2 protein-coding genes are annotated in these 14,298 nt (G+C 73.6%); both read right to left on the bottom strand.

The window, feature by feature from the left end:
• Positions 1-1,684: type I polyketide synthase (locus CFN78_RS28275; protein ID WP_205660685.1), on the bottom strand; the 1,684-nt coding region annotated here is incomplete at its 3' end.
• Positions 1,685-1,732: 48 nt separating this feature from the next.
• A complete protein-coding gene (locus CFN78_RS28270) occupies positions 1,733-14,050 on the bottom strand; it encodes a type I polyketide synthase (protein WP_165777742.1) in 12,318 nt (4,105 codons plus the stop codon).
• Positions 14,051-14,298: the final 248 nt, after the last annotated feature.

The following is a 14,298-nucleotide window of genomic DNA, read 5'->3' as shown; positions in this document are numbered from 1 at the left end:
GCCCCGCCAACCCCCGACCCATCCCCAACCACTGACTCCCCTGACCAGAAAACACAAAACACACCCCACCCCCACCCACCACACCACGAGCAACCTCAACCCCACCCAACAACACCGAACGATGCTCAAACAACGAACGCGAACACACCAACGACCAACCCACATCCACAGCAGACCGACCATCCACATCGGACAGAAGGGCAGTCCGCTGTCGCTCGAGGGCCGTGCCGGTACGGGCGGAGAGCACCCAGGGCACCACCGCCGGCTCGATCGCCGGCTCGGTCGCCGACCGGCTCGGGGCCGGCTCGGGAGCCTGTTCGAGGATGACGTGGGCGTTGGTACCGCTGATCCCGAACGAGGACACCCCGGCCCGACGCGGGTGATCGGTGACAGGCCAGACGGCCCGATCGGTCACCAGCTCCACCGCACCGGCACTCCAATCCACATGCGGCGTCGGCTCATCCACATGCAACGACCGCGGCACAACACCATGCCGCATCGCCAACACCATCTTGATCACACCAGCCACACCCGCAGCAGCCTGCGTATGACCCAAATTCGACTTCACCGACCCCAACAACAACGGCACATCCCGACCCTGCCCATACGCCGACAACAACGCCTGCGCCTCAATCGGATCACCCAACCTCGTACCCGTCCCGTGCCCGTCCACGACGTCCACCAGCTCGGGGGTCAGGCGGGCACTGTCCAGCGCGGCCTGAATGACCCGCTGCTGGGCCGGTCCGCTCGGCGCGGTCAGTCCGCTGCTGGCTCCGTCCTGGTTGACCGCGGAACCGCGCAGCACGGCCAGCACCCGGTGGCCGTTGGCCGTGGCGTCGGACAGCCGCTCCAGCACCAGCATCCCGACCCCCTCGCCCCAGCCGACGCCGTCGGCGGCAGCCGCGAACGCCTTGCAGCGACCGTCGGCCGCCAGCGCCCGCTGCCGGGCGAACTCCACGAACACCGCCGGAGTGGGCAGCACGGTCACGCCGCCGGCCAGGGCCAGCGAGCACTCGCCCGCCCGCAGCGCCCTGGCCGCGAGGTGCAGCGAGACCAGTGACGACGAGCACGCGGTGTCCACCGTCAACGCGGGGCCGCGCAAGCCGAGGACGTAGGCGACCCGACCGGAGACGACGCTGGCTGTGGCCCCGGTGGCCAGGTGCCCCTCGACCTCGGGCGGAACCGCCATCCCGGCGCCGTAGTTGAGTTGGATCGCGCCGACGAACGTGCCGGTCTCGCTGCCGCGCAACGAGCGCGGGTCGAGCCCGGCGCGTTCGACCGCCTCCCAGGCCACCTCCAGCACCAGCCGCTGCTGCGGGTCCATCGCCAACGCCTCGCGCGGCGCGATGTCGAAGAACGCGGCGTCGAACCCGCTCGCGTCGGCGATGAACCCGCCCTCACGGACGTAGGTCGTACCCGGGTTGGCCGGGTCGGGATGGTAGAGCCGGTCGAGATCCCAGCCCCGGTCGTCAGGCAACGTTCCGACGACGTCCCGGCCCTCGGCGACCACGTTCCACAGGTCTTCGGGAGAGCCGATCCCGCCCGGGTACCGGCAGGACATGCCGACCACCGCGATCGGCTCGTGCTCCCTGGTCTGGGCCGACCGCAGCAACTGGCGGGTCTGACGTAGATCGGAGGTGACCAGACGGAGGTATTCGCGGAGTTTGCTCTCGGTGTTCGTCATGCGGCAGTTCCCTCGTCGCGGTGCGGGTCGGGCAGGTGGAACCGGGGCTCAGTCACGCCGCAGCTCCTCGTCGATCAACGCGAACATCTCGTCGTCGTCGGCGGGTTCCGGGTCGGGCGTCCCACCGCCATCCAGGGTCCAGAGCACCGCCGACAGGCGACTGGCCAGTTTGTCCCGGGCACCGAGCTCCACCTCGCCTGCGGCCAGGCTGGCCTCCAGCCGAGCCAGCTCGGCCAGTGCCGACTCGACACCGCCGGTCGTCGCGCCGGGCTCGGCGCCGTTGACCAGGCCGAGCAGGTGACTGGCCAGCTCCTCGGGGGTGGCGTGGTCGAAGATCAGCGTGGTGGGCAGGGTGAGCCCGGTGTCGGCGGCGAGCAGATTGCGCAGCTCGACGCCGTTGAGTGAGGTCATGCCCAGGTCCAGAAATCCCTTGCGTGGGTCGATGGCGGCCGGAGAGTCGTGGCCGAGCACCGACGCCGTGGCGGCCACGACCAATGTCACGCCCAGCGACTCCCGCTCCCCCTCGGATCGGCCGGCGAGCCGCTCTGTCAGCGGTGTGGCCACGTGCCCGGCCCCGCTGGCGGCCGGCCGGCCCGCAGGCCGGACCATCCCGCGCAGCACCGCCGGTGTCGCTGCGTGCGCGACCGCCCGAAGGTCCACCTGGACGGCCACGACGAGCGCGGCGTCCACGCCGGCGGCGGCGTCGAACAGCGCGAAGCCACGGTCGTGGTCTAGCGGGACGATTCCGGAGCGCCGCAGCCGGGCCAGCTCGGCCGCGCCCAGGTCGCCGGACATGCCGGCTCCGGCACCCCCTCCCGTCTCACCGTCCGGTACCCACAGGCCCCAGGCCAGCGACCGCGCCGGCCGTCCGGCGGCTCGGCGACGCGCGGCCAGGGCGTCCAGCGCGGCGTTGGCGGCGGCGTAGTTGGCCTGGCCCGGGGCGCCGACCACACCGGCGAACCCGGAGAACAGCACGAACTCGGCCAGATCCAGGTCACGCGTCAGTTCGTCGAGATGCACGGCCGCGTCCACCTTGGGGCTCAGTACCCGCTCGACCCGCGCGGCGTCGAGGTCGGTGAGCAACCCGTCATCGAGCACCCCGGCCAGGTGCGCCACGCCGGTCAGCGGATGCTCGGCGGGTATCGCGGCGAGCACCTCGGCCAGCGTGTCGCGGTCGGTGACGTCCGCGGCAACGGCGCGTGCCCGGGCGCCATGGGTCGCCAGCTCCTCGATCAGCTCGGCGGCGCCCGGCGCGTCCGGGCCGCGGCGGCTGACCAACAGCAGGTGACGCACTCCGTGCCGGGTGACCAGGTGACGTGCCAGCGGCGCGGCCAGCGCGCCGGAACCGCCGGTGACCAGGACGGTGCCCTCGGCCGACCATGCCCAGTCCCGCCCGGTTCGCTCGGCGGGGGTCAGGCGCGGCACGAGGACCTCGCCGTGCCGGACCGCCAGTTGGGGCTCGTCCGGGGCGGCGGCCAGCGCGTCGAGCAACACCGCGGCGGAAACCTCGTCGTCGTCCAGGTCGGCCAGGGCGAACCGGCCGGGGTGCTCGGCCTGCGCCGAGCGAACCAGGCCGAACACGGAGGCCGCGGCGAGCCCACCCGGTTCGTCCTCCTGGCCGACGGCCACCTCTCGCCGGGTCAGCAACACCAGGCGGCTGGTGGCGAACCGGGTGTCGGCCAGCCAGACGCGCAGCAACTCCAGGGCGTCGACCACGGATCGACGCACGGCCTGGGTGTCAGGGCCGCCCGCGACCGGCGCGTCCACCACCACCAGCTCCGGCGGGGCGTCCAGGTCGTCGAGCTGGTCCAGATCGGCGGCTCGGGCCACACCGCTGCCGGCCAACGCGGCCGCGGCCGGTCCCTCGCCCAACACCACCCACCGGTCGGTGACCGCGGGCTGGACCGGGCTGGGAAGCGGCGTCCAGTCCAGGGTGAACAGTGCGTTGTCGGACACCGGGCGTGCTCGACGCTCGCCGACCGGGCCGAGCACCACCCGCTCGGCGGTCGCCACCGGCGTCCCGTCGGCGTCGGCGGCCCACAGCGTGCGGGTACCGTCCTCGTGCTCGATCAGGTGGACGCGCAGCACGGCAGCGCCCGTGGCGTGCACGGCGACATCGCCCCAAGACACCGGGACCCGGTTGGAGTCCAGCAGGACGGCGGACTGCAGCAGCGCGGGGTGCAGCAGGTGGCCGGTCGCATCGAGGTGCTCCTCGGGCGGGAGCGTCAGCTCGGCGAACAGTTCGCTGCCACGCCGCCATGCGCGGACCACCAACTCGTCGTCGGGGGTGAGCGGCTCGGCCGACCTGGGCGGCCAGTCACGGATGGCCACCGGTTCCACCGGCTCCGCGGCAAGTGCGCCGGCGGCGGCCCGCTCCCACTCACCGTCCGCGCGGACATACACGCGGACCGGGCGGCGGCCGGACTCGGCCACCTCGTCGAGGATCACCTGCACCTCGTCGCCGCGACCGAGCGGGCGTTCCACGGACAACTCGGCCAGCACGGCGCACCCGACCTCGTCGCCGGCCCGCAACGCCAGCTCGACCAAGCCGGCCTCCGGAAACTCCGGAGTGGCCCAGCCGGCCAGCGACCCGGAGCAGACCACCTGGCCGGACCCGGCCAGCTCGGTTCCCGGGCCCAGCAGGGGGTCGATTCCGGCGGCGGCGCCGGCCCGCGGCGGGGCGATCCAGTGCCGGGTCCGCTGGAATGGATAGGTGGGCAGGTCGATCAGGGCGGCTCCGGTCCCGGCGTAGAGGGCCGGCCAGTCCACCGGCAGACCAGCGCAGTGCAGCTGGGCCAGAGCGGTCACCACCGACCGCTCCTCATCCAGCTCGCGGCGCAGCAGTGGGACCGCCGGCACGTCCGGTGCGACCTCGGCGACCAGACCGCTCAACGCCGCGTCCGGCGAGACCTCCAGAAACGCGGCGGCCCCGCCCTCGACGGCCGCGCCGAGAGCGTCACCGAACCGAACGGTGCGCGCCACGTGCTCGACCCAGTGGTCCGGCGAACCCCACCCGGGGCCGGCCAGGGTGCCGGTGACGGTCGAGATCACCGGCACGATCGGTTCCCGCCAGGTCAGTCCGTCCAAGGCGGCGCGGAACTCGTCCAGCATCGGCGCCATCAGGGGGGAGTGGAAGGCATGGCTGGCGCGCAGCCGCCGGGCCCGGTCGAACCGGGCGGCGACCGCGGCCACCGGATCCGCCGCGCCGGCGACCACCACCGACCGCGGGCCGTTCACCGCGGCCAGCGCGACCTCGGTGCCCAGCAGCGGACGCACCTCCTCCTCGGCGACCGGCAACGCGACCATCACCCCGCCCTCGGGCAGCCGGTCCATCAACCGGGCACGAGTGGCGACCAGGTGGGCGGCGTCGGGTAGCGACAACGACCCCGCGACGTGCGCCGCGGCGATCTCGCCGACCGAGTGGCCGAGCAACGCCGCCGGCCGCGCGCCGAGCGATTCGGCCAGCCGGAACAGCGCGACCTGGAATGCGAACAGCGCGGGCTGTGCGGCCCCGGTGCGGTCCAGCGCGTCCTGGTCGTCGAGCACGGCCGACAGCGGGGTGTCCAGCTCCGGGTCGAGCAGCTCGGCGACCTCTGACCAGGCAGCGGCGAACACCGGGAACCGGGCGGACAGAGCGCGGCCCATCCCGGCACGCTGGGCACCCTGACCGCCGAAGACCATCACCAGGTCGCCGCCCTCGCCGGCGCCGGTGGCCAGCACCCGGCCGGTCGCGTCGAGCACCTGCCGGCGATCGAGCACGGCTCGGTGGGCGAGGGTGTGGCCAATGTCGAGCGGGTCCGCGCCGGCCACCGCACGCAGCTCCGTCACCTGGGCGTGCAGGGCCTGCTCGGTGTGCCCGGACACCGGCCACGGCGCCACGTCGGGAGTCAGCCGGGCCGGCTCCGGTTCGGCCGGCCGCGGCGCCTGCTCCAGTACCAGGTGGGCATTGGTGCCACTGATACCGAACGAGGACACCGCCGCCCGACGGGGCCGGCCGGTCTCCGGCCACTCCCGCGACTCGGCGAGCAGTTCGACCGCGCCGGCGGCCCAGTCGACATGCGTGGAGGGGTGGTCCGCGTGCAGGGTGGCCGGCAGGGCCGCGTGGCGCATCGCCAGCACCATCTTGATCACCCCGGCCACCCCGGCGGCGGCCTGGGTGTGCCCGAGGTTGGACTTCACCGACCCCAGCAACAACGGCTCGTCCCGGTCCTGGCCATAGGTCGCCAGGACCGCCTGTGCCTCGATCGGGTCGCCAAGGGCGGTGCCGGTGCCATGTGCCTCCACCACGTCCACCTCGGCCGGGGACAGCCCGGCGCTGGCCAGCGCCGCCCGGATCACCCGCTGCTGGGACGGACCGTTGGGGGCGGTCAGACCGTTGGACGCGCCGTCGGAGTTCACCGCGGAGCCGCGGACCACGGCCAGCACCCGCCGGCCATTGGCCAGAGCGTCGGACAACCGTTCGACCAGCACCACGCCAACGCCCTCGGCCAGGCCCATGCCATCGGCGGCGTCACCGAACGCCTTGCATCGTCCGTCGGCCGCCAGCGCCCGCTGCCGGTCGAAGGCGGTGAAGGCGTCCGGTCGGGCCATCACCGTCACCCCGCCTGCCAGCGCCAGCGCCGACTCGCCGCTGCGCACCGACTGGCAGGCCAGGTGCAGGGCCACCAGCGAGGACGAGCAGGCGGTGTCCAGGGTGACCGCCGGGCCCTCCAGCCCGAACAGATAGGCCACCCGGCCGGAGAGCACGCTCGCCACCCGGCTGGTGACGTCGTAGCCGTCGTCATGGCCATCGGTGGCGGCCGCGCCGTAGTCCTGGTGACTGGCTCCGACGAACGCGCCGGTCCGGCTGCCGCGCAGGCCGTGCGGGTCGATCCCGGCCCGCTCGAAGGTCTCCCACACCGTCTCCAGCAGCAGCCGCTGCTGGGGATCCATGGTGCGCGCCTCACGCGGGGAGATGCCGAAGAACGCGGCGTCGAACTCGGTGGCTCCCTCGACGAAGCCACCCGCTCGCACCCGCCCACCAGCCGGACCCGTGTCGGTGGGGTGGCGGTCACCCAGGTCCCAGCCACGGTCGGTCGGCGGGTCGCCGATCGCGTCGCCACCCCGGACCAGTAGCCGCCACAGATCCTCCGGCGAGCGCACCCCGCCGGGGAGTCGGCAGCTCATCGCCACTATCGCCACCGGCTCGTCGCTGGGCCCGGACGCCGGGACGGGCGTTGCCGGCGCGGTTCCCAGCACGGTGGAGTCGAGGTGGTCGGCGAGCGCGCTGACCGTGGGGTGGTCGAAGACCAGCGTGGCCGGCAGCGTCAGCCCCGTGATCCGGCTCAGCCGGTTGCGCAGGTCCACCGCGGTCAACGAGTCGAAGCCGAACTCGCGGAACGCGCGCCGGTCGGTCACCTGGTCGGCGGCGGCGTGCCCGAGGACCGCGGCGGCTTGGGCGCGGACGAGGTCGCGCAGGGCGCGACGACGCTCGTCCCCGGACAGGCCGCGCAGCCGAACGACGAACTCGCCCGTTGGCTCGGTGCCGGTCCCGACGGTGGTCCGGCGCGCCGCGGCGACCTCAGGAATCTCGTCGAACAGCGCCGAGGACCGGACCGAGGTGAACACCGGGTGGTAGCGCGTCCAGTCGATGTCCGCCACGGTGATCGTGGTCTCGTCGTCGTCGAGCACGCGGTCCAACGCGGCCAGCGCCGGTTCGCGGTCCATCAGGACCAGGCCGCTGCGCTCGATCCGCTCGACCGGCAGCCGGTCCAGACCGTCGCGCCAGGTGCCCCAGGAGATCGAGGTGCCGGCCAGTCCGCGGTCGCGGCGGTCGCGGGCCAGCGCCTCCAGGTAGGCGTTGCCCGCGGAGTAGGCGGCGTGCTCGCCGCTGCCCCACACCCCGGTGGTCGAGGAGTACAGCACGAACGAGTCGAGCCGGTCGGTGTTGAGCAGCTCGTCGAGGTGGCGGGCGCCGGCGACCTTCGCGGCCACCACGTCCGCGAACTCGCCCGGGGTGGTCCCGGCCAGGGTGTCCAGCCGGACGGACACCGCCACGTGCAACACGTTGCGCAGCTCGCGGCCATCGGCGGCCAGGCGATCCAGCAGCCCGGCGAGTGCCGCGCGGTCGGCGACGTCGCAGGACTCGACGGTGACCTCGGTGCCCAGCTCGGTCAGCTCGGCGACCAGCTCGGCCACGCCGGGGGCGGCCATGCCGCTGCGACTGGCCAGAACCAGGTGCTCGGCACCGCGCTCCGCGAGGTGACGGGCAAGGAAACCGCCGAGAACGCCGGTGCCGCCGGTGATCAGGGTGGAGCCGCGTGGCGTCCACCGTCGGGCCGGGGCGCGGCCGACGTCCGGGGCACGGACCACCCGGCGGGCCACTACACCGGCGGCGCGCACCGCGAGCTGGTCCTCGCCGCCCGGGTCGGCCAGGATGCCGATCAACCGGCGCGCCGCGGTCTCGTCCAGGACGGCCGGCAGGTCCACCAGCCCGCCGAAGCGGTGCGGGTGCTCCAGCGCCGCGACGTAGCCGAGACCGTGCGTCTGGGCCTGCGCGGGATGATCCAGCCGGTCGTCCGCGTCGGTGGCGACCGCGCCGCTGGTCAGCAACCACAGCGGCGCGGCGCAGTCCCGGTCGCCGAGCGCCTGGGTCAGAGCCAGGTTCAGCGCGAGGCCGTCGGTCAGCGCGGGGTGGGCCGGGCTGGGCCGTTCGGCCAACGCCAGCAGCGACACGACGCCGGCCAGATCGGCCAGGTAAGCCGGGTCACCCAGCTGGTCGGCCACCACGGCGCGGTCGGCATCGGCCGAGTCCACTGCCACCTGCCGAACCTCGGCTCCGTACTCGGCCAGTGCCGCGGCGACGGCGGCGCCGAGGTCCGCGCGGGTCTCGGCGGCTGGGGTGGAGACGACGAGCCAGCGGCCCGTCAGCACCGGAGCGGCGGCGCGGACCGGGCGCCACACCGTCCGGTATCGCCAGTCCGCGAGGTCGGCCTCGGCCTGACGGCGTTCCCGCCAGGCCGACAACGCCGGCAGCACGCTCCCCAAAGCGGCCTCGTCCACGCCGAGACTGGCGGCGAGCACGGCCGGCTCCTGCTCGGTCACGGCCGCCCAGAACCCGGCGTCGGCGTCGTTCGCCGCGCCGTTCTCGGGGATCGTCGACAGCGGCCAGTACCGCTCGTGCTGGAACGGGTAGGTGGGCAGGTCCGTCAGCCGGGCCCCCCGGGTGCGCCCGGACCAGTCCACCGACGCGCCTCGCGTCCACGCGGCGGCCAGCGCGCGCAGCCAACTGTCCGGGCCGTCCTGGTCGCGGCGCAGCGTGCCGGTCGCCGCCGCGGCCACCCCGGCGTCGTCGATGGTCTCCTGCACCCCGGTTGTCAGCACCGGATGCGGACTGACCTCGACGAACAGGGTGTATCGCTGGTCGAGCAGCGTGCGCACGGCCGGCTCGAAGCCGACGGCTTGGCGCAGGTTGCGGTGCCAGTAGGCGGCGTCCACCTCGGGGCCGTCAAGCCAGTCTCCGGTGACCGCGGAGTAGAACGGGGTCCGTGCCGTGCGCGGGACGATCCCGGCCAGTCGTGCCGGCAGCTCCTCGGCCAGCGCGTCCACCTGCGCCGAGTGTGAGGCGTAGTCCACCGCGATCCGGCGGTGGCGTACGTCCTGCTCGGCCAGTGACGCGGCCAGCTCGTCCAGGGCGGTGGCGGAGCCGGAGACCACGACCGAGGCCGGTGCGTTCACCGCCGCCAGGGACAGCGCGTCGCCGAAGGGGGCCAGCCGGGTGAGCACCTCGGCGGGCGACAGGGCGACCGAGAGCATCCCGCCGCCACCGGCCAGCCGTTCGGCGATGGCCCGGCTGCGCACGGCCACCACCTGGGCGGCGTCGGCCAGGGACAGCGCGCCGGCCACACAGGCCGCGGCGATCTCGCCCTGGGAGTGGCCGACCACGGCGTCGGGCGTCACTCCTTCGGCCTGCCACAGCGCGGCCAACGACACCATCAGCGCCCAGGACGCCGGCTGGACCACGTCCACCCGGTCCAGATCGGGCGCGCCCGGTTCCTGGCGCAGCACGGCGGTCAGCGACCAGTCCACCCACGGTGCCAGCGCCCGCTCGCACTCGGCGATCCGCTCGGCGAAGACCGGCGACCCGGTCAGCAACCCGGCGCCCATGCCCGCCCACTGAGCACCCTGGCCGGGGAAGACGAACACGGTCCGGCCGTCGAGGTCGGCAACGCCCTCGACCACGTCCGGTCCGGTGTCCGGGGAGCCCACGGTCGCGGCGGCGGCCGACAACGAGGCCTGGTCCGCACCGATCACGACCGCCCGGTGCTCGAACGCGGTGCGGACGGCCAGGGTCGCGGCGATGTCCGTGACGCTCCAGTCCGGGTGTTCCCGAACGGCAGCCGCCAGGTTGACGGCCTGCTCGCGTACCGCCCGGGCGGTGCGCCCGGACAGTGGCCACGGCACCGGGCCCGGCTCAGGTGACGGCGCGGCGGGCGACGACGCGGCCTGCTCCAGCACGATGTGGGCGTTGGTGCCGCTCAGTCCGAACGAGGACACGCCGATCCGGCGCGGCCGGTCGGCCGGCGACCACGCGGTGGGCGTGGTGGCCAGGGTGAGCGCGTCCGGGTTCCAGTCCACGTGGGTGGACGGCGTGTCGGCGTGCAGGGTGGGCGGCAAGGTCCCGTGCCGCAGGGCCTGGATCGACTTGATCAGTCCGGCGACGCCGGCAGCGGCCTGGGTGTGCCCCAGATTCGACTTCACCGACCCCAACAACAACGGCACATCCCGACCCTGCCCATACGTCGCCAACAACGCCTGCACCTCAGTCGGATCACCCAACGCCGTCCCCGTCCCATGCCCCTCCACCGCATCCACCTCAACCGAAGACACACCAGCATCAGCCAACGCCGCCCGAATCACCCGCTGCTGCGACCGACCACTCGGCGCCGTCAACCCATTCGACGCACCATCCGAATTCACCGCCGAACCCCGCACCACCGCCAACACCTCATGCCCATTGGCCACCGCATCCGACAACCGCTCCACCACCACCACACCCACACCCTCAGACCACGCAGTGCCATCCGCACCCTCCGCATACGCCTTACACCGACCATCAGGCGCGAGCCCGCCCTGCCGGGAGAACGAGGCGAAAGCCATCGGGGTGGACAGCACGGTCACGCCGCCGGCCAGCGCCAGCGAGCACTCACCCGACCGCAACGCCCGCACAGCCAGATGCAACGACACCAACGACGACGAACACGCGGTGTCCACACTCACCGCCGGACCCTCCAACCCCAAGCTGTAAGCCACCCGGCCGGACACCACACTGGGCGCGGTCCCGGTGGCCAGGTGGCCCTCGAACTCCGCGCCGAGCAGGGCCGAGTAGTCGCTGTACATGACACCGGCGAACACACCGGTCCGACTCCCACGCAACGACCGCGGATCAACCCCAGACCGCTCCAACGCCTCCCACGACACCTCCAGCAACAACCGCTGCTGCGCATCCGTCGCCATCGCCTCCCGCGGCGACATCCCGAAGAACCCCGCATCGAAATCACCCGCGTCATACAGAAAACCGCCACGACGCACCACCGAGGTGCCGGGGCGGTCGGGGTCGGGGCCGAACAGCGATGCGAGATCCCAGCCGCGGTCGGTGGGAAAGTCGCCGACCGCGTCCACACCCTCGGTGACCAGCCGCCACAGGTCCTCCGGCGAACGCACCCCACCCGGGAACCGGCAACCCATGCCGACCACGGCGATCGGCTCGTCGACGGGGGTGACGACGGTCGACGCCACCTCGACGTCCCCACCGGACAGTTCGGCGACGAGGTGGGTGACCAGGACCTCGACGGTCGGATGGTCGAAGACCAGGGTGGCGGGCAGTCGCAGCCCGGTGGCCGCGGCCAGCTCGTTGCGCAGTTCGACCGCGGTCAGCGAGTCGAAGCCGAGGTCACGGAACAGGACGCCGACGGCGACCGCGTCGTCGGCGGCATGCCCGAGCACGGACCGGACCTTGGTGCTGACCAGTTCGCTGACCGCGGCGACCCGCTTGGCGACGGGCAGCGCGGCCAGACCGGCGGGAGCGGTGGCGGTGGTGGTGGCCGCCGCGGTCCGGCGGCGGGGACCGACCAGTTCACCGAACAGCGGGGGAATTCGCGGTTGGGCGCGCAGCGCGGCGAGATCAAGCGGGGCGGCCAGCACCGCGCCGGACGCCTCGCTGGTCGCCCTGTCAAAAAGGGCCAGGCCGACGGCGGCGGTCACCGGACGGAACCCGGTGCGGGCGATCCGGTCCCAGTCGGCGTCGGTGAGAGCGTCGGTCAGACCGGTGTCCCAGGCACCCCAGGCCAGCGACAGGCCGGGCAGCCCGGCGGCGCGCCGCTGTTCGGCGACAGCGTCGAGATAGGCATTGGCGGCGGCGTAGTTGCCCTGCCCGGCGGAACCCAGCACGTTGGCGGCCGAGGAGAACAGCACGAAGGCGGACAGCTCCCGGTCGGCGACGGCCTCGTGCAGGTTCCGCACCGCGTCGGCCTTCGGGCCCAGGACGGTGGCCAGCCGGTCCGGGGTAAGGGACTCCAGCACCCCGTCGTCCACCACACCGGCCGAGTGCACGACCGCGGTCAGCTCGGCGATACCGGCGACCAGCGCGCGCACGGCGTCCGGGTCGGTCAGGTCACAGGCCAGCACCGAGACCTCGGCCCCGGCGGCGGACAGCTCGGCGCGCAGCTCCTCGGCGCCCTCCGCGTCCGGGCCGCGTCGACTGACCAGCACCAGACCACGCTGGCCGCGGCCGGCCAGGTGACGGGCCACCAGCGCGCCCAGTCCACCGGTCCCACCGGTGACCAGCACCGTGCCCTCGTGGTCCCATTCGGTCGGCGACGGGGACGGGACGAGGCGGGTCAGCCGGGCGCGGGTGAGCACGCCGTCGCGCAGACGAAGCTGCGGTTCCTCGGCCAGCAGCGCCAGCGCCGGGCCGAGATCCGCATCGGGGGCGGCCTCGAGCAGGCCGAACCGGTCCGGGTGTTCGGAGCGGGCGGACCGGACCAGGCCGCGCACGGCCGCCACGGCCGGGTCGAGCTCAGCGCCGGGGCCGGTCCGGAACACCAGCCGGGCGTCGCCGTGACGCGGGTCGGCCAGCCACCGCTGGGCCAGGTCGAGCGCCCACGAGGTCAGCTCACGGGCCCCTGCGGTACCCGGCTCGGACGTCGGGACCGACGCCAGCACCACGTCGGGGACCGGATCCAGGTCGGCGAGGTCGCCGGCGGGCAGAGCGGCGACGCTGGGGAACGGACCGGGAATCGGAGTCTGTGCGGGCAACCAACTGACCGCGAACAACGCGTCCTCGCGGACGGCGGGGCCGGCCGGCAGATCGGTGACGACGCGGGCGCGTAACCGGTCGACAGTCAGCACCGGCGCGCCGGTCACGTCGAACGCCTCGATGATGGTCGCGTCATCGGCGTGGCCGGCCAGCCGGACCCGAAGCGCGGTGGCTCCGACGGCGTGCAGGTTCACGCCCTCCCAGGAGAAGGGCAGCCGCTGTCCGCCGGTGTCCGGCCCGGCGAGCAGCCTGGCGTGCAGGACCGCATCCAGCAGGGCAGGATGCAGGCCGAACCGCTCGGCGTCACCTGCCGGTTCCGGCAGCTCGACCTCGGCGAACAGCTCCTCGCCACGCCGCCACACCGCGCGCAGGCCCTGGAAGGCGGGGCCGTAGCCGAAACCGTCGTCAGCGAACCGTTGGTAACAGTCGGCCATCGCGACGGACTCGGCTCCGGCGGGCGGCCACTCGAGCGGGGCCGGGGCGATCGGGGCGGCGGCGGGGGCGAGCAGCCCGGCGGCATGCCGGGTCCACTCTGCCCCCGGGGTGTCGGCGGGCTTGGAGTGCACCCGCACCGCGCGGGCGCCGTCCGCGGCCGGACTGCCCACCCAGACCTGGACGGCGAGCTGGTCCTGCTGCGGCAGGACCATCGGCGCGGCCAGGGTCAGCTCCAGGACCTGGCCGCAACCGACATGGTCACCCGCGGTCTGCGCCAGCTCCAGGAACCCGGTCCCGGGCAGCAGCACGGTCCCGTTGACGGCGTGGTCGGCCAGCCATGGGTGGGTGCCGGTGGAGAGCCGGCCGGTGAGCATGACGCTGCCGTCCTCGGCGGAGGTCGCCGCGGCGGCCAGCAGCGGGTGGTCGACCGGGGTCAACCCCAGACCGGCGGCGTCGCCGGATTCGGCGACGGGCGCCGGCCAGTAGCGCTCGTGCTGGAAGGCGTAGGTGGGTAGCGGGACCGTGCGGGCGCCGGTGCCGTCGAGGAGTGCGGTCCAGTCGATGTCCACACCGGACACATGTAGCTCCGCGGCGGCCCGCACCACTGCTTCTTCTTCCGCAACATCACCACGCACACCGGGCACCACCAAAACCTCAGGCGCCGTCTGAGCAACCGCAGCACTCAACGACCTACCAGGACCAATCTCGACGAACCGCGTATTCCCGCCATCAGCCACAAATCGCACCGCATCGGCGAAACGCACCGGCCGACGCACCTGAGAAACCCAGTAGGCCACCGTCGCCATGTCCATTCCCAGCTCCACCGACGACACCACCGGAATCACCGGATCAGAAAAAACCACCCCACCCAACGCATCCCCGA

This window comes from Amycolatopsis antarctica, assembly GCF_002262875.1.
GTDB lineage: Bacteria > Actinomycetota > Actinomycetes > Mycobacteriales > Pseudonocardiaceae > Amycolatopsis > Amycolatopsis antarctica.
This window is presented reverse-complemented; position numbering and strand designations above follow the sequence as displayed.